Source organism: Telluria sp. PB2R4, from assembly GCF_059685695.1.
In genome coordinates this window covers 123,827-143,054 of record NZ_JCASIC010000014.1, presented here as the reverse complement: position 1 = coordinate 143,054, position 19,228 = coordinate 123,827, and the positions used below count along the sequence as shown (strand labels likewise).

Annotated in this window: 16 protein-coding genes, 1 tRNA gene and 1 riboswitch; of the genes, 12 read left to right on the top strand and 5 right to left on the bottom strand. The window is 63.3% G+C overall.

The genetic code is table 11. The features are described from left to right. Positions 1 to 3: 3 nt before the first annotated feature. The 4 genes from AC56LU_RS20685 to glyA all read right to left on the bottom strand — a co-directional run bounded on the left by AC56LU_RS20685 (position 4) and on the right by glyA (position 3,298). Positions 4 to 939: a PilW family protein gene (locus AC56LU_RS20685; RefSeq protein ID WP_497177496.1), complete on the bottom strand. Its 936-nt coding sequence runs from the start codon at positions 937 to 939 to the stop codon at positions 4 to 6. Continuing rightward, positions 936 to 1,442: a type IV pilus modification protein PilV gene (gene pilV / locus AC56LU_RS20680; protein ID WP_497177495.1), complete on the bottom strand. Its 507-nt coding sequence runs from the start codon at positions 1,440 to 1,442 to the stop codon at positions 936 to 938. Before pilV ends, AC56LU_RS20685 begins: the two co-directional genes overlap by 4 nt. 101 nt (positions 1,443 to 1,543) lie before the next feature. After that, entirely contained in the window at positions 1,544 to 2,002 is a 459-nt protein-coding gene (gene nrdR / locus AC56LU_RS20675) for a transcriptional regulator NrdR (protein ID WP_159695734.1), read from the bottom strand. A 48-nt stretch (positions 2,003 to 2,050) separates the two neighbouring features. Then, entirely contained in the window at positions 2,051 to 3,298 is a 1,248-nt protein-coding gene (gene glyA / locus AC56LU_RS20670; protein ID WP_497177494.1) for a serine hydroxymethyltransferase, read from the bottom strand. A gap of 118 nt (positions 3,299 to 3,416) precedes the next feature. Beyond that, a riboswitch (ZMP/ZTP riboswitch) is annotated at positions 3,417 to 3,534 on the bottom strand. A gap of 146 nt (positions 3,535 to 3,680) precedes the next feature. Here glyA and AC56LU_RS20665 point away from each other — a divergent pair. The 9 genes from AC56LU_RS20665 (at position 3,681) to AC56LU_RS20625 (ending at position 10,135) form a co-directional block, all read left to right on the top strand. Then, entirely contained in the window at positions 3,681 to 4,427 is a 747-nt protein-coding gene (locus tag AC56LU_RS20665; RefSeq protein WP_497177493.1) for an SDR family oxidoreductase, read from the top strand. Between the two features lie 213 nt (positions 4,428 to 4,640). Next, complete coding sequence (gene ybgC, locus AC56LU_RS20660; protein WP_497177492.1) at positions 4,641 to 5,075, top strand: tol-pal system-associated acyl-CoA thioesterase; 435 nt, start codon at positions 4,641 to 4,643, stop codon at positions 5,073 to 5,075. Then, positions 5,072 to 5,755: a protein TolQ gene (gene tolQ, locus AC56LU_RS20655; protein WP_497177491.1), complete on the top strand. Its 684-nt coding sequence runs from the start codon at positions 5,072 to 5,074 to the stop codon at positions 5,753 to 5,755. Before ybgC ends, tolQ begins: the two co-directional genes overlap by 4 nt. A gap of 19 nt (positions 5,756 to 5,774) precedes the next feature. Next, a complete protein-coding gene (locus tag AC56LU_RS20650; protein ID WP_497177490.1) occupies positions 5,775 to 6,203 on the top strand; it encodes a biopolymer transporter ExbD in 429 nt (142 codons plus the stop codon). A 19-nt stretch (positions 6,204 to 6,222) separates the two neighbouring features. Then, positions 6,223 to 7,161, top strand: coding sequence for a cell envelope integrity protein TolA (gene tolA / locus AC56LU_RS20645; RefSeq protein ID WP_497177489.1), 939 nt, complete (start codon positions 6,223 to 6,225; stop codon positions 7,159 to 7,161). Between the two features lie 20 nt (positions 7,162 to 7,181). Beyond that, positions 7,182 to 8,441 carry a Tol-Pal system beta propeller repeat protein TolB gene (gene tolB / locus AC56LU_RS20640; protein WP_497177488.1) on the top strand — a complete coding sequence of 420 codons (1,260 nt, stop codon included), beginning with the start codon at positions 7,182 to 7,184 and terminating at the stop codon, positions 8,439 to 8,441. A 35-nt stretch (positions 8,442 to 8,476) separates the two neighbouring features. Continuing rightward, positions 8,477 to 9,001, top strand: a complete 525-nt coding sequence (gene pal / locus AC56LU_RS20635; protein WP_497177487.1) for a peptidoglycan-associated lipoprotein Pal — start codon at positions 8,477 to 8,479, stop codon at positions 8,999 to 9,001. Between the two features lie 216 nt (positions 9,002 to 9,217). Beyond that, positions 9,218 to 9,973 (top strand): tol-pal system protein YbgF, encoded by a 756-nt coding sequence (gene ybgF, locus AC56LU_RS20630; RefSeq protein ID WP_497177486.1) that lies wholly within the window; start codon positions 9,218 to 9,220, stop codon positions 9,971 to 9,973. 86 nt (positions 9,974 to 10,059) lie between these two features. Beyond that, a tRNA-Lys gene (locus tag AC56LU_RS20625) sits at positions 10,060 to 10,135 on the top strand. 79 nt (positions 10,136 to 10,214) lie between these two features. Here the strand turns inward: AC56LU_RS20625 and AC56LU_RS20620 are convergent. After that, the gene (locus tag AC56LU_RS20620) at positions 10,215 to 10,598 is read right to left on the bottom strand and encodes a tyrosine-type recombinase/integrase (protein WP_497177520.1); all 384 of its coding nucleotides are present in this window, start codon (positions 10,596 to 10,598) and stop codon (positions 10,215 to 10,217) included. Positions 10,599 to 10,955: 357 nt separating this feature from the next. Here AC56LU_RS20620 and AC56LU_RS20615 point away from each other — a divergent pair, with 357 nt between their 5' ends. The 3 genes from AC56LU_RS20615 to AC56LU_RS20605 are packed head-to-tail and all read left to right on the top strand — an operon-like array spanning position 10,956 to position 19,180. Then, positions 10,956 to 13,967: a type VI secretion system Vgr family protein gene (locus tag AC56LU_RS20615; protein ID WP_497177485.1), complete on the top strand. Its 3,012-nt coding sequence runs from the start codon at positions 10,956 to 10,958 to the stop codon at positions 13,965 to 13,967. A 17-nt stretch (positions 13,968 to 13,984) separates the two neighbouring features. Next, on the top strand, positions 13,985 to 18,895 hold the full coding sequence (locus tag AC56LU_RS20610) for an RHS repeat-associated core domain-containing protein (protein WP_497177484.1): 4,911 nt from the start codon (positions 13,985 to 13,987) through the stop codon (positions 18,893 to 18,895). Between the two features lie 6 nt (positions 18,896 to 18,901). Next, a complete protein-coding gene (locus AC56LU_RS20605; protein WP_497177483.1) occupies positions 18,902 to 19,180 on the top strand; it encodes a hypothetical protein in 279 nt (92 codons plus the stop codon). Positions 19,181 to 19,228: the final 48 nt, after the last annotated feature.

The window sequence follows — 19,228 nt, the reverse complement described above, 5'->3', positions numbered from 1 at the left end:
TCCTCAGGGCATGCGCGCAGGCAGTGCGATCGTCGTGCCGAACACCTTGCGGTAGCGCGGCGCTTCATCGCCGGCCAGATCGGCCTCCGGCAGCCGGGTACCGGCATCGTCCGTGCCCGCCAGGGCGCCATGGTCGGGCCCGAACAGCTCGTACACGGCATTGCGGGCCGATGCGAGCCGGCTCACCGAACCGTGCAGCAACAGCGCCACGCGCACGCTGGCGATCTTCTTCCAGTGGGTGCGGCGGCGCAGGTCGGCGTCGCGCTCCGCGGCGGTGGCACCCATCAGCGCGAGGCTGGCGTCGAGGTCGGACAGCGCGGTGGCGTTCACGTAGCGCTCCGGCGTGCCGTCGGCATCGCCGTCGAGCCCGTACAGCACCTGGAAGCTGTCGACCGCGCCCACCACCGCATCCGCCGACCAGGCGCTGGCGCCCCGGTACTTGCAGCGCAGTTCGGCATCGCCCTGGGCATTGCGCGCCACATAGAAGATGCTCCAGCCCTCCTCGTTGCGGTGCACGCTGAAGCCGGCGCAATCGAGCGCGGTGCCGTCGCCGTTCGGCGGTGCGCCCGTGCCCGGGAAGCGCACCGCCAGCACGTCGCTGCCGTTGACCGATGCGAGGGGAGCGTTGTCGATACCGAACCCGGTCTGGTTCACCCTGCGCGCGTCGAAGCCGGCCAGCGGCGCCGGCGCTGCCGGATCCGGTCCGGCGCCGTTGGCGTCCCAGTCGTGCGCGGCCGACTGCCGCACAGCGCGCGCGATCGCTTCCAGCGCATAGCGTCCGGCATCGTCCATCGCGGCTGTGTCGGCCTGTCCGGCAAAGGCACGGCTGGCCCAGATGAACAGGCTGGAAGCGGCAAGCAGCACCGCCAGGCCGATCGTCATGCCGACCAGCAGCTCGGGCATCGTCATGCCACGCTGTCCACGCCATGTTGGCCTCATCGGATCACTCCGACATAGCCGGGCGCGTCGCCCGTACCCTGCCAGCCCAGCTTGACCACCGGCAGCGCGCCGGTATCGCCGTCGCAGCTCCAGCGAAAACGCCGCCCGGCGCCGTCCCAGGGCGAAGCGTCGCGGCATACCGCGACGCGGCCGCGCGGGAACCGGGCGTGCACCGCCTGACGAATTTCGTGCAGGTCGAATTCAGCCAGCTGGGCCGGGGTGCAGGCGCTGTCGCCGAAGCAGTGCAGGCTGGCTGCGGGCGGACCGCCGGCAGCGTCATAGGAAAATGCCAGATAGGGATTGGCGCCGTCGGGAAGGTTCGATATCGCAGGATTCACCCCCATGCGCGCGCCGAGGGACGCGGCCAGCTGCGCTGCCTCGGACATCAGGGCCGACTGCTGGCGGGTGCGTTCGGCGGTCAGCTGGGTGGCGCCGGCGCCGACGATGCCGACGGCCAGGACGAACAAGGCGACCAGCACCTCGGCCAATGTGAAACCTTGCATACGCGCCTGCACCATGCCCTCCCCGTCATATCCGCGAGCTGCGAAGTTATCAGGCGAGCACGAGCCAGCCGTGAGCTGGCGCAATCGTGCGGCAGAGAGATTTACTTGCGTGGGTGACCGACTTCGGCCAGCGCTTCCTGGAACTCGGCCAGGTCTTCGAAATTCTTGTAGACGGAGGCGAAGCGGATATAGGCGATCTTGTCGAGCCGCTTGAGCTCCTGCATCACCAGCTCGCCGACATAGCCGGTGTCCACCTCGCGGCGGCCGCTGGTCAGGAGCTTTTCCTCGATGGTGGCCACCGCCGTGTCGATGGCTTCGGCCGCCACCGGGCGCTTGCGCAGCGCCAGCATCAGGCTGCCGCGCAGCTTGGCCGGCGCGTATTCGGTGCGGCTGCCATTCTTTTTAACGAGAATCGGCATCGACAGTTCGATCCGCTCGTAGGTCGTGAAGCGCTTGTCGCACTTCGCACAGCGCCGGCGCCGGCGAATGGCATCCCCTTCCTCTGACACGCGGGTGTCGAGGACCTGGGTATCTTCATGCTGGCAGAAGGGACATTTCATGGGCGCCGGGCAGTCAAAAAGGGCCGCAGCAAGCGGCCCCGGGGTTGCTTACTTCGCGTAGACCGGATACTTGTCGGTCAGCTGCTTGACCTCGCGCTTCACGCGCTCGATGGTCGCGGCGTCGTGCGGGTTGTCCAGCACGTCGGCGATCAGGTGGCCGACCTTGACCGCGTCTTCTTCCTTGAAGCCGCGGGTGGTGAAGGCCGGGCTGCCGAGGCGGATGCCCGAGGTGACGAAGGGCTTCTGCGGGTCGTTCGGGATACCGTTCTTATTGCAGGTCATGTGCGCCTGGCCCAGGATCGCTTCCGCTTCCTTGCCGGTGAGGCCTTTCGAACGCAGGTCGACCAGCATCACGTGCGACTCGGTGCGGCCCGACACGATGCGCAGGCCGCGCTCGGTCAGGGTGTTGGCCAGCGCCGCGGCGTTCTTGACCACCTGCTTCTGGTATTCCTTGAACTCGGGCGACAACGCTTCCTTGAAGGCCACGGCCTTGCCGGCGATAACGTGCATCAGCGGACCGCCCTGGATGCCCGGGAAGATCGCCGAATTGATCTGCTTCTCGTACTCGGCCTTCATCAGGATGATGCCGCCGCGCGGGCCGCGCAGCGATTTATGGGTGGTCGAGGTGACGAAGTCGGCGTGCGGCACCGGGTTCGGGTATTCGCCTGCGGCGATCAGGCCGGCGTAGTGGGCCATGTCGACCATGAAGTAGGCGCCGACTTCCTTGGCGATTTTGGCGAAGCGCTCGAAGTCGATGCGCAGCGCGAAGGCCGATGCGCCGGCGATGATCATCTTCGGCTTGTGCTCGCGCGCCAGGCGTTCCATGGCCTCGTAGTCGATGTCTTCCTGCTCGGTCAGGCCATAGGAAACCACGTTGAACCATTTACCGGACATGTTCAGCGCCATGCCGTGGGTCAGGTGGCCGCCTTCCGCCAGCGACATGCCCATGATGGTGTCGCCCGGTTTCAGCATGGCGAAGAAGACGCCCTGGTTGGCTTGCGAACCCGAGTTCGGCTGGACGTTGGCGGCTTCGGCGCCGAACAGTTGCTTCAGCCGGTCGATCGCCAGCTGCTCGGCGACGTCGACGTATTCGCAGCCGCCGTAGTAGCGCTTGCCCGGATAGCCTTCGGCGTACTTGTTGGTCAGCTGCGAGCCCTGCGCTTCCATGACGGCCGGCGAGGTGTAGTTCTCGGAAGCGATCAGTTCGATGTGGTCTTGCTGGCGAACGTTTTCTTTTTGGATGGCATCCCACAGTTCCGGGTCGACCTTGGCAAGCGTATGATCTTTTGCAAACATGTAAAACTCCAATCGAGAGAAATACCAGGCAACGGGCAGCGTTGGACGACGGGCCGGCGCTCCGGGGCGCGCAGGCGCACAGGGTGACGACGCGCGGCGCGACACAACAGTGCCAGTTGGTGGCTGCCCAGGCGAACGGCGGATGACATCTCACGTTCCCCGGTGGGTGCCCACCTTTGCCGGGCTCTGTGACAATGTCGCAGACGCACGGTGTTTCGCCAGTTACGTGAGACGTAAATTCACCAGATTGTATGTGATCCGCGCCCCTTAGGGCAAGGAAACTGCTGTCTTCCTTGCAAGCCACGAGCAGCAGCAAGGGTCGCCAGCGGACTTGTGGCTACTTCGGCTACAATTTTCAGTTCCTCCGCCTTTGGGACCAACCATGATCGTCTTCATCACCGGCGCTTCGGCCGGCTTCGGCGCCGCGATGGCGCGCATCTTCGTCCGCAACGGCCACCGCGCCATCCTCGCCGCGCGCCGCACCGAGCGCGTGGAAGACCTGGCCCGCGAATTGGGCGATGCGGCCCTCCCGGTCACGCTGGACGTGACCAGCCGCGCCTCGATCGACGCGGCGCTGGCGGGGCTGCCGGAAGGCTGGCGCGACATCGACGTGCTCATCAACAATGCCGGTCTCGCGCTGAACACCAGGCCGGCGCATGAGGTGCCGCTGGACGACTGGGACACCATGATCGCCACCAATTGCCAGGGCCTGGTGACCATGACCCGCGCCGTGCTCCCCGGCATGGTCGCGCGCGGCAGCGGCCTGGTGATCAACCTGGGCTCGGTGGCGGGCCATTACCCCTACCCGGGCGGCAACGTGTACGGTGCGACCAAGGCCTTCGTGGAGCAGTTCACCCTGAACCTGCGCGCCGACCTGGTCGGCACCGGCGTGCGCGCCACCAACCTGGCGCCGGGCCTGTGCGGCGGCACCGAATTCTCGAACGTGCGCTTCCACGGCGACGACGCGGCCGCCGCCAAGGTCTATGAAGGCACGGTGCCGCTCACCGCCGAGGACATCGCCAATACCGCTTACTGGATCGCGACGCTGCCGCCGCATGTGAACGTCAACAGCATCGAGCTGATGCCGACTTGCCAGGGCTTTTCGCCGTTCACCATCAAGCGCACTTGAGGTATTGCTGGTATGTATCGCGCGCTCGGCAATTGTGAGAAAGTGTTACAGTAATTGGCCTTTCGGCTATGTTTCACGTCTACTACGGCGCATCGTAGCTCGCCTTCTTCGGAGGGCACGCCCGAGCTTTTGCCTTCTTTATGTACGCAAGCGCACATAGAGCGGGCAGAAATCGCGTAAAATGTTTCCTATTTAAAATTAATGGCAGGGTAAATGCCTTCAGCTTTTGACTGGACAGTCAGGGTCTACTACGAAGATACCGACGCCGGTGGCATCGTGTTCTACGCCAATTACCTGAAGTTCTTCGAACGTGCGCGCACCGAATGGCTGCGCGCGGCCGGCGTCGGCCAGCAGGAACTGCTGGATGCCATTGGCGTCGCTTTCGTCGTCAAAAGCGCCTCCCTCGACTATCACGCCCCTGCTCGCCTGGACGATGTACTGACCATCCGCACCACGGTCGAAAAGCTCGGCCGCGCGTCGGTGCAGTTTGCCCAGCAGGCCTGGCGCGGCGATCTGCTGCTGACCAGTGCAAGCGTCAAGGTAGGCTGCGTCGATACTGCCACCATGCGTCCGCGTCCGCTGCCCGACTATGCTGCTGATAAAATGCGCGCCGCATCAATAACTGAACAATCAAACAACGACCGATGACCGCGACCCAAGACCTCTCGTTTATTCACCTGATCAGCAATGCCCACATCCTGGTGCAGTTGATCATGGCCCTGTTGCTGATCCTGTCGGTGGTGAGCTGGACCTATATTTTCCGCAAGGTGTTCGCCCTGCGCGCCGCCCGCGGCCAGACCGAGCAGTTCGAACGCAGCTTCTGGGCCGGCGGCAACCTGCACACGCTGCACCAGAGCGCCAGCGCCCAGCGCGACCAGAGCGGCCCGCTGGCCCGCATCTTCGAGGCCGGCATGGGCGAATTCATCAAGGGCAAGCAGGCCGCCCGTGACGTGAACGACATGGGTCCGGTACTGGACGGCTCGCGCCGCGCCATGCGCGCCGCCTTCCAGCGCGAACTGGACGCCCTCGACATCCACCTGAACTTCCTGGCCTCGGTCGGTTCGGTGTCCCCTTATATCGGCCTGCTCGGCACCGTGTGGGGGATCATGAACGCCTTCCGCGGCCTGGCCAGCGTGCAGCAGGCCACCCTGGCCGTGGTCGCGCCCGGTATCGCCGAAGCCCTGATCGCCACCGCGATCGGCCTGTTCGCCGCGATTCCGGCGGTGGTGGCGTACAACCGCTTCACCCACGACATCGACCGCCTGGCGATCCGCTTCGAGAGCTTCGTCGAGGAATTCTCGAACATCCTGCAGCGCCAGGCGCGCTGAGCGAAACGGAGATCCCTGAATGGCTTTTTCCAGCAGCCTGCGCAGCGGACGCAAACGCAGCTTCAAGTCCGAGATCAACGTCGTGCCCTACATCGACGTGATGCTGGTGCTGCTCATCATCTTCATGGCGGTGCCGGCCAACGAAGTGCCGAGCGTGGTCAACCTGCCGAGCGCCGAGAAGTCGGCGCTGCCGCCGGATACCTACATCCAGATCTCGGTCCAGCCGGAAAAGCTGTCGATCGGCGTCGGCGGCAAGCAGAAGGTCGCCATGGAAGACGTGGCCGACCGCACCGCCCTGCTCGAGCGCCTGCGCGCCCTGCACCAGGAAAATCCGGACTATCCGGTCTTGATTGCCGGCGACCGCGACAGCAAATACGACGACGTGATCCAGATGATTTCCGAAGCGAAGAAGATGGGCATCAACCGGGTGGGACTCGCCACCAAATGAAGAACCGATGTCTGCCGCGATGAAGCTTAACCCTCAGCCAGCCACCGCCGGCGCGCCCTACCGCGTGCCGCCGGAACCGAGCCGCCTGCCCGCTTTCATGCTGGCAGTGGTCGTGCACGCCGTGTTGCTGGGCTTCCTGTGGTTCGGCATCAGCTGGCAGAACAACGAACCGGTCGCGGTCGAAGCCGAAGTCTGGGACATGTCGATCCAGACCGCCGCCGCGCCCGCCCTGCCGCCACCGCCCGCCCCGGAACCCGAACCAGAACCGGAACCCGCTCCGCCGCCGCCACGCGTGGTTGAGCCGCCGCCGGTGGAACGCCCTGCCCCGGTCCAGCCGGACATCAAGCTGGAGCGTGAGAAGGCGCGCAAGGAACAGGAAAAGCGCGAGCTGGCCGAGAAGCGGGAACGCGAGCGCAAGGAAGAAGAGCGCAAGCAGGAACTCGCAGAAAAGAAAAAGAAAGAAGAGGCCGAGCGCGAGAAGAAGGAACTCGCCAGGAAGGAAGCGGACAAGAAGAAAGCCGAGAAGCTGGCCGCCGACAAGGCCGCCAAGGAAAAGGCCGCCAAGGCCGAGAAGGCCGAAGCCGCCAAGCTCGACAAACTGCGCCAGGAAGACCTGAAACGCATGGCCGGCGCCATGGGCTCGGGCGGCGCGGCCCAGAAATCGACCGCGCCGCGGGCCGATGCCGGCTACGTGGCCGCGATCACTGCCGCCATCAAGAGCGCCACCGCCTACGGCGGCAGCACCACGATGCCGGGCAATCCGAAGGCGATCTTCAAGGTGGAGCAGCTGCCGACCGGCGAAATCATGTCGGTGCGCCTGGTGAAAAGCAGCGGTGTGCCTGAGTTTGACAGAGCAGTGGAGAATGGTATCAAAAAGGCATCGCCGCTTCCCAAGAAAAAGGATGGGACGGTGGAACGCACGCTCGACGTCAACTTCTCGATGAAAGATTACGACTGATTCGGTTTCAGAGACAGACTATGAAAAAACTCCATTACCTGCTGTTTAGCGCGACCATCCTGATGGGCACAGCCACCCAGGCCCAGATCAAGGTCGAGATCGCCGGTGTCGGCAGCAACCAGATCCCGGTTGCCGTCGCCGCCTTCGCCGACGAAGGCATCGCCCCGGCCGATGTGTCCGACATCATCCGCGCCGACCTCGAGCGCAGCGGCATCTTCAAGGTGATCGACGCCGGCCAGACCATCAGCGACAGCGCCAGCATCGACCTGGCCGCCTTCAGGGCCAAGGGCGCCGACGCGCTGGTGGTCGGCAGCGTCTCGCGCAGTCCGGACGGCCGCTTCGCCGTACGCTACAAGCTGCACGACACCGTCAAGGGCGCGCAGATCTCGCAGCTGGGCGGCGAAGTCCAGCCGAAGTACATCCGCCTGCAGGCCCACCGCATCGCCGACGACGTCTACGAAAAGCTGACCGGCGTGCGCGGCGTCTTCTCGACCCGCATCGCCTATGTGAAGAACACCGGCCGCGGAAGCGCGCTGGTGGTGGCCGACGCCGACGGCGAGAACGAGATCGTCGCCGCCCACGGCCGCGAATCGATCATCTCGCCCGCCTGGTCGCCGGACGGCTCCAAGGTCGCCTACGTCTCGCTGGAAGACCGCAAACCGGTGGTCTACCTGCAGGACCTGATGACCGGCCGCCGCAACGTGATCTCCAACGTCAAGGGTAACAACTCCGCGCCGGCCTGGTCGCCGGACGGCAGCAAACTGGCCGTGGCCCTGTCCAAGGACGGCAACACCGAAATCTACAGCGTGCGCCCGGACGGCAGCGGCCACCAGCGCCTGACCAACAACCCGGCGATCGACAGCGAGCCGCAGTTCTCGGCCGACGGACAGACCATTTACTTCATGAGCGACCGCAGCGGCGGTCCACAGATCTACAAGATGAGCGCCTCGGGCGGCAACGCCACCCGCGTGACCTTCAACGGCAACTACAACATCAGCCCGCGCGTGTCGTCCGACGGCAAGACACTGGCCTGGATTTCCCAGCGCAGCGGCGGTTTTTCTCTTTACGCGATGGACCTGGCCAGCGGCCAGGAGCTGCGCCTGGCCGATGGGGCCACCGAACCGAGTTTTTCGCCTAACGGCAAGTACATCATGTATGCAACCAAAGGCGGCGGGCGTGCCTCGCTCGCCGTGGTCTCAGTGGATGGACGGGTCAAGCAGCGCTTGACCACCAATGCGGGAAACATTCGGGAGCCCAGCTGGGGTCCCTTCATGAAGTAAAAGCAGTAAAACTTTAATAGACAAGGAGAAAAACCATGCGCAATTTCCAGAAATTGGCCCTCATCGCTTCCGCCGTCCTGCTGACCGCTTGCTCGTCGACCAAACTGCAGGAAACCCCGGTCGTCGAAAAGACCCCGACCCCGGCGCCGGTCGCCCAGGCACCGGACACCCGTGACGTGCGTCCCGTCGAGACCGGCAGCGTCGATCCGCTGAACGATCCGCAAGGCGTGCTGGCCAACCGCAGCGTCTACTTCGACTACGACAGCTTCGTCGTGCGCGAAGACGGCAAGCCGGTCGTCGCCAACCACTCGGGCTACCTGACCAAGAACACCGGCCGCAAGGTCCTGATCCAGGGCAACACCGACGAACGCGGCGGCACCGAGTACAACCTGGCCCTGGGCCAGAAGCGTGCCGAAGCCGTCCGTCGCGCCATGGCTGCGCTGGGCGTCTCGGACAACCAGATGGAAGCCGTCTCGCTGGGCGAAGAAAAGCCGAAGGCAACCGGCAGCGACGAAGCAGCCTGGGCTGAAAACCGCCGCGCTGACATCGTCTATCAATAATAGTTGAGCAAGTCGGCTGATGCGCCTTAAGCCTGGGCGCATTGACAGCGGGGCGGATGGCAGTCAGACTGCATCCGCCCCGTTTTTTTCAAGCGACTAACAGAACCTTCAGGGCAAGGCGCACCGTCGCAGACAGTACGCCTGTACGGCAAGACGGTGCAACGCAGCCATGGAGGTTTTGTTAGGCGCTTTACTCTGCAACCGGAAAGATTGACCATGATGAAACTGTCCCCTTCCCGTCTGGCCGCCCTGGTCCTGGCGGCCTGGATGCCGCTGCAGGCGCATGCCGGCCTGCTCGACGACGAGGAAGCGCGCAAGGCCATCCTCGACCTGCGCGCCAAGGTCGACGCCATCGCCCGCGACCTGAACGCCCGCATCGAGACCAAGTCCGACAAGACCGTCCAGCTCGACATGCTGAACCAGCACGAGCAGACCATGCAGGAAATTGCGCGCCTGCGCGGCCAGATCGAAGTGCTGGCCAACCAGATCAGCCGCGCCCAGGAAAGCCAGAAGCAGCTGTACACTGACCTCGACGCACGCCTCAAGAAGGTCGAGCCGCAGCAGGAAACCGTCGACGGCCAGGTGGCCTCGGTGCTCCCATCCGAAAAAACCGCCTACGACAGCGCGACCGCCATGTTCCAGTCCGGCGACTACAAGGGCGCTACCGCCGCCCTGCAGGACTTCGTGCGCCGCTACCCGGACTCGGCCTACGCCGCCAACGCGCAATACTGGCTGGGCAACGCCTACTACGCGCTGGGCGACTACAAGAAGGCCATCGCCGCCCAGGAAGTACTCACCACGACTTACTCCGCCAGCCCCAAGGTGCCGGACGCGATGCTGAACATCGGCAGCAGCTATGCCCTGCTGAAGGACAGCAAGAACGCCAAGAAGGCACTGCAGCAGCTGGTGTCGAAGTATCCGGAATCGAGCGCGGCGCGCACGGCCAAGGATCGGCTGGCGTCGCTGAAGTAAGTCCGGGGCGCGTAGCCTGCGGTGCGCCGTGATGTCCGACAGCATTTGACACCGGGCGCGGCGCCCCCTATAATCTCGCTTCTTTCGGGTCGTTAGCTCAGCTGGTAGAGCAGCGGACTTTTAATCCGTTGGTCGCAGGTTCGAATCCCGCACGGCCTACCACGAATTTGCAGTATCAAATGAAGGCGTTACGAGTGATCGTGACGCCTTTTTTTGTTCGTACGGCAGTCCCCTCTTCTACCTACTGTGCCGTACTTGTGGCGCGCAGCAGCCCATCCGCTACCGCCGCGTGACGCACCATGTTCGCCGGCGCCAGGTGCGCGTACCGAAGCACCATCGCCGCCGATTTCCAGCCGCCCATCTCCTGCAGGTCGTACAAGGGCGTGCCATTCTGGATCGGCCAGCTCGCCCAAGTGTGCTGCAGATCGTGCCAGCGGAAATCCGCGATGCCGGCCCGCTTCAGCGCATTACGCCAGGCCTTCGTGTTCACGTACCTGATCGGGTTGCCCTCATACGTGAAGACACGCTCTGAATGCTTGCCACGCTGGCGTTCCAGCACCCCCACCGCCAATTCGTACAGCGAAACGTGAATGTCCTCGCCGCCATTTGCCTCATCTGCCGCGATCCATGCTGTGCGCTGTCAACGGCGATTGAAAACTGATACAGATTTCATCGTGCCAGCCATTGAAAACTGATACACACCATCGCTGAACACTGTCCGTGTTCACCCAGTCTCTACAACATCGTTTCCATTTTTTGCAACGCCGGCCTATCGCTATTGCTTCAAGCGAAAGAGTTCACCGGCGATCGGCACGATGCGCGCTTCGTGCAACAACCGGTCGAACAGGATTTGCGTTTTGTCACTGGCTAATCGCAATTTAGTTACTACAGTCAATAAGTTCGTCGCAAGTTCAGACGCGCTCTGAGCCGCTTTGAGCATCTCGAATTCAACAATGTCCAGCTCAACCGATGATCGACTACGATGACTGACCTGCAAGCACTACTGGAAGCCTACCGAAGCACCCGTCTATTGCGCTTGTCGTTCCCGGGGAACGATGGCCCGCACGCCATGCTCGTGGTGAACCGGTTCGAAGGCACGGAATACCTGTCGTGCGACTTCGAGTTCAAGGTGGAAATGCTGAGCGACGACGCCGGGATAGAGCTCGAGGCGATGCATGGCAAGCTGCTGTGCGTATCGCTGGTACAGGACGACGGCAGCCTGCGTCCATTCACCGGTTATGTCGCTTCGTTCAAGCTGGTCAAGACGGACGGCGGCGTGGCCTTCTATGAAGCCGTCTTGAAACCATGGCTGGCGTACACGCGCCTGCGCCGGAACAACCGGTTGTTCCATGCGCAAAGCTTGCGCGAACAGACCGAGACGATCTTCGCCGACTACGGCAGCCTGCCTGCATGGGATTGGAAAGTCGCCGGCGAACAGCCGCAGCTGACGATGGCAACCCAATGGGACGAGACCGACCACAACTACCTGTGCCGGCGCTGGGAAGCGGCGGGCTACAGCTATTGGTACGAGCATACCGATGAGGGTCACCTGCTAAAAGTCTGCGACGACACGCGCACCTCGGCACCGATCGACGGGCCGTCGCCCGGCATCCGCTTCCATGGTGCCGGTGGCGCGGCCGAAGAAAACGCCATCAACCACTGGAGCCCGCTGCGCCGCTGGGCATCCGGACAAGCAGCGGTGAGCGGCTTCGACTTCAAGAATCCGCACCCGGTACATGCGAATACCGTCACCATCAACCAGCAAGGCGATATTCCGCAGCTGGAGGTGCACAGCTACGAGGGGCATTACGGCTTCAAGCACCAGCCGGGCGCCGACCAACTTGCGCGACTGCGCATGGAAGAAATCGAAGCTCGCGGCAAGCTGTACGAAGCCGAGGGTAACAACCGGCAAGTCGCGGCGGGCAGATGGTTCAAGCTCCTCGACCATTTCAGCGAAAGCGAAAACTGCGAATTCCTGATCCTGGAGGTGCATCACGAAGCCAGCAACAATTATCCGCAAGGCAAGGGTGCGCTCGCCGAGTACAAGAACCGCCTGCTCTGCCAGACCAAGGCCGTGCCCTGGCGTCCGGGACGCGGCTTCAACAGCCTTGACACCAGACTGCTGGCCCTGCAGACCGCCATCGTGGTCGGCCCGGAAGGCCAAGGCAGCCTGAATGTGGATCAGTACGGGCGCATTCAGGTCAAATTTCACTGGGACCGGGACGAAAGCGGTAGCTGCTGGGTACGGGTAAGCAGCAACTGGGCCGGCGGCGAGAAGGGTTTGACCAGCCATCCGCGGGTCGGATCGGAAGTGATCGTGCAATGGCTCGACGGCAATCCTGACCATCCGATCGTGACCGGCTCCGTGTACAACCAGAGCTATATGCCGCCGTGGAAGCTGCCCGAACAGCGGGCGCTGACGGGGCTCAGAAGCCGGGAACTGACCGCCGGGGGCGGCAACGCGCCCGGCGGACGCAGCAACCATCTTGTGCTGGATGACACACAGGGGCATATCCAGGTGCAGCTCAAGAGCGACCATCTCGCCAGCCAGCTCAGCCTCGGCCATATCGCCCGCATCGAAGACAATGCCGGACGCAAGGATGCGCGCGGCCAGGGCTTCGAGCTGCGCACCGACGGCATTGGTGCGGTGCGCGCGCAGCAGGGCCTGCTGCTCAGCACCGAAGGACGGCCGAACGCCCGTGCCCATATCACCGACATGGCGGAGACGCTGGCGCGTATGGCCCAGGGCCAGGAGTTGCACGACAGCCTGTCGCAGGTCGCGCAACAGGCGCAGGCACACCAGCCGGGCGACCAGGACCAGGTCGTCGCCGCGCTGCAGGCGCAGGTCGACGCCATCAAAGGCAAAGGGGGCCAACCTGCGCAAGGCGAATTCCCGGAATTCCAGGCTCCCCACCTGCTTCTAGCCAGCCCCGCCGGCATCGAAACCAGCACGCAGGGTTCCACCCACCTGATGAGCGTGGAGCACACCGCCCTGAGCAGCGGCGGCCATGCCAGCCTGAGCGCGGGCAAGAGCCTGCTCGTCAGCGTCAAGGAAGCGGTGCGCATGTTTGCCTACAAGGCCGGCATGAAGCTGGTGGCGGCCAGCGCCGACATCGACATCACGGCCTTGAAGGACAGCGTCAACATCCTGGCCAAGCTCAACATTACCCATACGGCCAACCGGATCACGATCACGGCAAAGGAAGAGGTGGTAATCAACGGTGGCACCAGCTTCAGCCGCTGGAACGCATCGGGGATCGTGCATGGCACCAGCGGCAACTGGATCCAACATGCGGCGCATCATAGCTTCGAGCCTGGCAAGAGCGAAGGCACGCCGGCCTTGCCGCAGCCCGTGCAGTTGGCGCCGGGACAGCTCGACCTGTATCACCAGTACGTGAACCCGGAAGGCGGCAAGAAGCAAGGCATCCGGCAAGGCGAATACACCGTCATTGACGCCGAAGGTGGCGTCCACCAGGGGACGCTCGATGGCGACGGCTTTGCCAGCGTGGCGGGCCTGCCGATGGGAGTGGCCACGGTCAGCTACGGCAAGGACCCGCGCGACCCGTGGGATGAAGACAGCTACCTCGGGCAGGGGACCGAATGGCCGACCACAGCGCTGCCCGAGGCTGGCGCAGATGCTGCGGCAACGCCTGATCGGCCAGTGCCGGCGCCGAGGTCACAGAACTCCGGACTGCTCGCCGGCGCCAAAGCTGCGGCAGGCAGCCTCAATGGCGCAGTCGGCAAGCTCGGCACGATTGCGCAAAACGCGCAGCAAGCGGCAAGTGCGGTGCAGTCTCTGCCTAAAGGCGGCGCGCAAGCACTGCTGTACGCTGCCGGACAGGTGGCCCTGGCCAACGTCGCGACCAAGCTCCCGACCGGCGCGTCAAGTGCCGGCAAGCCTGCCGCCGTCGCGTCGATCGTCGGTTTGGCCGGAGCGCTGCCGCGCATTGGTGCTGACGTACCGCCCTCGATCCCGAAAAAATCCGTCATATAAAAAGATAAAAAACCACCATGACCGAACCCACGCAGGCCCAGTCCAAACCCGCCGAACGCGCACCGGAAGTCGCAGTCGCCCCGCTCGACACCATCGACCAGCAGGACGTCGGCGCCGGCGCCGCCGCCTTCGACAAATGGCTGCGCAAGATCAGCGACGACTACGTCACGCTGGAGCGCCTGAGCACTGTGGCCGGCAGCCTGCCGGTGATCGGCAACATCATGGCGCTGATCGACGCCATCATGGATATCGTGGCGATAATCCAGAAAGGCCTCGCCAAGGGTGCCAAGGAAATCGATTTCCTGCTATGGGTAAGCCTTGGCATCAACCTGATCGGCATAGCCCCGGGGGCAGGCAACGCGGCGCGCATGAGCCTGCGGCCGGCGCTGCACCTGGTCCGGCAAAAGCTGGCCTCGGGCGCCAAGGATCTCGGCAGCGCGCTGGTCGAGGTGCTGGTCGTGCACCTCAACGCCAGGCTGGCCGGCGAGATCGACACCTTTGTCGACAGCGCGATGGGCAAGCTGGCCTGCATCTTGGACGATTGCGCCAATACCGCCGACGGAGTTGCCGACGACTTGATCAAGGTCCTCAATCGCTGCATCGGCAAGGAACCGCTGTTCGACGTGGCCTCCCCAGCGGAAGTGGAGGACAAGCTGCACGACCCGAAAGCGCAAAGCAGCTGGCGCCGCATGCTGGGCGCCCTTGGCCGCCAGTACAAGAAGAGCGCGAACTACGTGGTCGCCGCCGCAGCCAGCCAGCTGCCGGAGAAGGCGGAGGCTGGCATAACAAACCTTGTCAAGCACCTGACCGACTTCAAGCCGGCGTTTCGCGGCAAGCTCGCCGCCCTGGCCGACGAACAGAAGCAAATGAGCATCCGGTGGATACTGGTGCGGCTGCGCGACGCGGTCACTAAGCACAAGCGGCGGTACCCAGCCCTGGTCCCATCAAGCAAGAGCGCGGACCACAAGAAGAACAACCCCGGACATGAGCTGGGCGCAACAAGCCGGCAACGCCCGGCCAAGGGCGATGCCAATGCCTGCAAGCTGTGTCCCGCCCAAGGCGGCACCGCGCACTCGATCAGCTTCGCCACCGGCGCCGAAACCTTCACCCACTTTGACTTCGTACTGGATGCGCCGCTTCCGATCACCTGGAGCCGCACCTACCGCAGCCAGCTGAGCGCCTATGACCGCGGCAATCTTGGCGCCCGCTGGCTTACCCCGTACAGCACCCGCATCGACGTCGTGGGCAAAGGCAAGCCAACTGCCCTGCTCTATCACGCCGCCGACGGCCGCAGCCACCGCTACCCGTATCTTGGCATCGGCCAGCGTCACCACGACCCGGTCGAGCAGATCACGCTCACCCGCGTCAGCGCCACCCTTCTCACGCTCGACTTCGGCAAGCCGCTGCCTGAAGGAGCGCCCAGCCCCTGGCGCGAAACCTACGAGCTGGTCGACACCGTGCGCGCCAAGGCGCTTGAGCTGGGCAAGGAGCATTTTCGGCTGATCGCACTGCATGCCCGCGACGGCGCCGCCCTCGGCCTGCGCTACGACCACGTCGTCGCCAATGGCCCGTACGCCGGCGAACAGGTGCTCAGCGACATCATCAGCAAGCAGGGCGAGACCATCGTCGCGCATGCGGGCACCCAGGTCGACCTTGATACCGGCTGCATCCGCGCGCTCTGGGAAATCAAGGACGGCAAGCTGCTGCGTCAGCTCGCCGCCTATAACTACGACGACCACGGCGACCTGATCCGCGCCCAGGACGAAAACGCCGCCACCTGGCAGTACCAGTACGACCGCCACCTCGTCACCCGCTACACCGACCGCACCGGGCGCGGCATGAACCTCGCTTACGACACCAGCATCGACAGCGGGCTTCACGCCAAAGCGATCCGCGAGTGGGCCGACGACGGCAGCAACGACACCCGGCTCGAATGGGACAAGAACATCCGCCTGACCTACGTCCTTGATGCGCTTGGCCACGAGACCCGCTATTACTACGACATCGCCGGCTACACCTACCGCGTCGTGTATCCGGACGGGGGCGAGGAGTGGTTGTTCCGCGACGAGGCCAAGAACGTCGTTCGTCACATCCACGCCGACGGCAGCAGCGAGCATCTCCGTTACGACGAGCACGGCAACCTGCTTACGCACACCCGCGCCGACGGCACCCAAGTCCACTTCGAGTATGACAGCCAGCACCGCGTCACCGGCATCCGCGACGGCGAAGGCGGCACCTGGAAGCGCGACTACAATACCCAGGGTCATTTGGTCGAGGAAACAGACCCGCGCGGCAACAAGACGGAATATGCGTACGACAAGGCTGGCCGGCCGATCGAAGTCACCGATGCCAAGGGCGGCGTCAAGAAACTCGCCTACACCCCCGACGGCCAGCTCGCCGGCTACACAGACTGTTCCGGGCACAGCAGCCAATGGGAATACGACGACCGCAAGCGCCTGGTCAAGAGCATCGACGCCGCCGGCAACGAGACCCGCTACCGCTACACCCGGCTCAGTGCCGAAACGTTGGCGCAAGCGCACAGCGAAGGCTCCGATAGCGGCAACTACCCTGGCCAGCTCGAAGCCGTCATCCACCCCGACGGCAGCGAAGAGCGACTACGGCACGACGCCGAAGGCCGGCTGCTTTCGCACACCGACGCATTGCAGCGCACCACGGCCTATCGCTATACCGCAACCGGACTGATCGCGAAGCGCACCGATGCGCTGGGACAGAGCCTTCGCTACCAGTGGGATCTGCTTGGCCGCCTGACCGCCCTGGAAAACGAAAACGACAGTGTCTATCGCTTCCAATACGATCCTGTCGGCCGCCTGCTGCAGGAACAGGGCTTCGACGGAAAGGCAACCGAATACCGCTACGACGAAGCCAGCGGCGTGCTGGCGGAAACTGTCGAAGCCGGCGTAGCCACGCGGCTCGACTTCGACCCCATGGGTCGGCTCGTGCAACGCCGGGCCGCAGTCTCCGGCCAGCCGGAGCAAATCGAAACCTTCTCCTACAACGCCAACGGCCAGCTGGCCGAAGCAAAGAACGAACACGCCAGGCTGCAATGGTTCTACGACGACGCCGGCAACCTAGTCCGCGAACACCAGCACTACCACGGCCCGTTCCATCCCGACAAGCGCACCGCGGTCTGGCACCACCACTACGACGAACTCAACCAGCGCACCGGCACTACCCGGCCCGATGGCCACCGCATCGAATGGCTGACCTACGGCGCCGGCCACGTACACGGCCTGCTGCTCGACGGGCAGGACCTCGTCTCCTTCGAGCGCGACGCGCTCTACCAGGAAACCGGCCGCACCCAAGCCAACGGCCTGCTACAAACGATGAAGTACGACCCGCTTGGACGCCTGATCGAACAGCAGCTCGGCGCCATCGCACAGGCCAGCCAGAAGGACCGGAACTCTTACCCCGGCACGTACCGTCCCGACGTCCAGGTCGGCATGCAAGCCGCGATCCTGCGGCGCTACCGCTTTGACCCGTCCAGCCAACTGATTAGCCTCGAAGACAGCCGGCGCGGCCGCCTCGAGTACCGCTACGACCCGGTCGGAAGGCTGGTGACGGCAAGTAGCGCATTGGGTCGTGAAACCTTCGCTTTTGATCCGGCCGGCAACAGCCAGGCAGCCGATACTGCACAGCAGGAACCCCTTACGCGCCGTGTCCCGCTGCCGAAACTGCTGGACAATCTGCTCAAGGAATATGCCGGCCTCCGCTACCGCTATGACGAACGCGGCAACATCGTGGAACGTACCCAGGACGGCCTTCGGTCCGAGTATGAATGGGATGCGTTCAACCGGATGACCCGCGCCACGACCTGGCATGGCGTCACCACCTTTGCCTACGATCCGCTGGGGCGGCGTATTGCCAAGCACAGCGGGGCGATCGATGGCACTACCGTCCGGGAGACGGCCCGGACCATGTACGGCTGGGACGGCGACACGCTGGCATTCGAAAGCAGCGTGTACCGGGGGCATGCGGCGGGTGAACGGACCGTGCACTATGTGTACGAGCGCGACGGCTTCGTACCGCTGGTGCAGGCCACCCGAAGCCAAGCGCTTCGACTGCCCCCCACCACCGATGTCAAGGCGCTAATGGCGGGCAACGGCGGCAAGTACGATATTGCACTTGATCCGCTCTGGAACGGTGAGTACGAACAGGAAGCCGAGCCGTTCGGTAAAAAAGAGATCGCCTTCTATCAATGCGATCATCTGGGCACGCCGCAGGAGTTGACGGATTACGAGGGCAAGGTTGCGTGGTCGGCGCAGTACAGGGCGTGGGGCCAAGCAAAAGAGGCGATCAGCGAGGCGGCGCGCAAGGCCGGGATGCGCAATCCGATCCGGTTCCAGGGGCAGTACTTTGATGAAGAGACGGGACTGCATTACAACCGGCATCGGTATTACGATCCCGATACGGTTCGTTATCTCTCTCAGGACTCTGTTGGCCTTGCGGGCGGCATCAATCTCTATCGATATGCGCCAAATCCGATCAGCTGGATCGACCCATTGGGACTAACGGCGTGCTGTCTCTGCAATCCATATGCAGGAGTAAAGAATGCGTCACAACATCTAAAGGAAGCCGGAATATCACGAGGACGTCGAAAAGAAATTCTCGAATCGTTTGACCGCGACACAATAAAAATGCGTCCAGCAGGGAAAAGCGAATATGGCCTGCGCTATTATGATGAAACTAAGGCACATGCAAAGGGCCGATATTTGTTCGAGACTTTCCCTGCTACTCGGGAATCTCTTGCGGTGAAACGTGAGTGGAACGATATGAACAAAGTTCAACAATGGAAAATCGAGCCCGGGACGTCAATGATCGAAGGCCGAGCATCCGCACAAGGCCCGTGCTTACCAGGTGGTCAAGTCCAAAAATTTGTACTTGATCTTAATAAATTAAGTAAACCATAAGCTGCCATGACTAAAACCGAAACCGTCGCGTCGAAGCTTCGCTTTGCCCTTCAACAAATCGATTCGTTGCCGCCTGACTCGGGAGTCACTCCTGAACATTTGCATTTTGTTCGAGAGACTCTAACCGCTTACCTGAAACAGGTTGAAAACAATCTTGAATCCATTTCATTTTCCGATTTGAATCGTGTAGCAAGGCTAGTTATAGAATATTGGCCGATTTCTCTTCCTGCCGGTGAGGCCGTTATTGCCGCAGAACAAGCAATGAGAAAGCTTGCAGGAAAATAAGTAGATAGGCTCTTTGGGCCTGTGAAAAATCAGAAGGCAGTTAGTTTC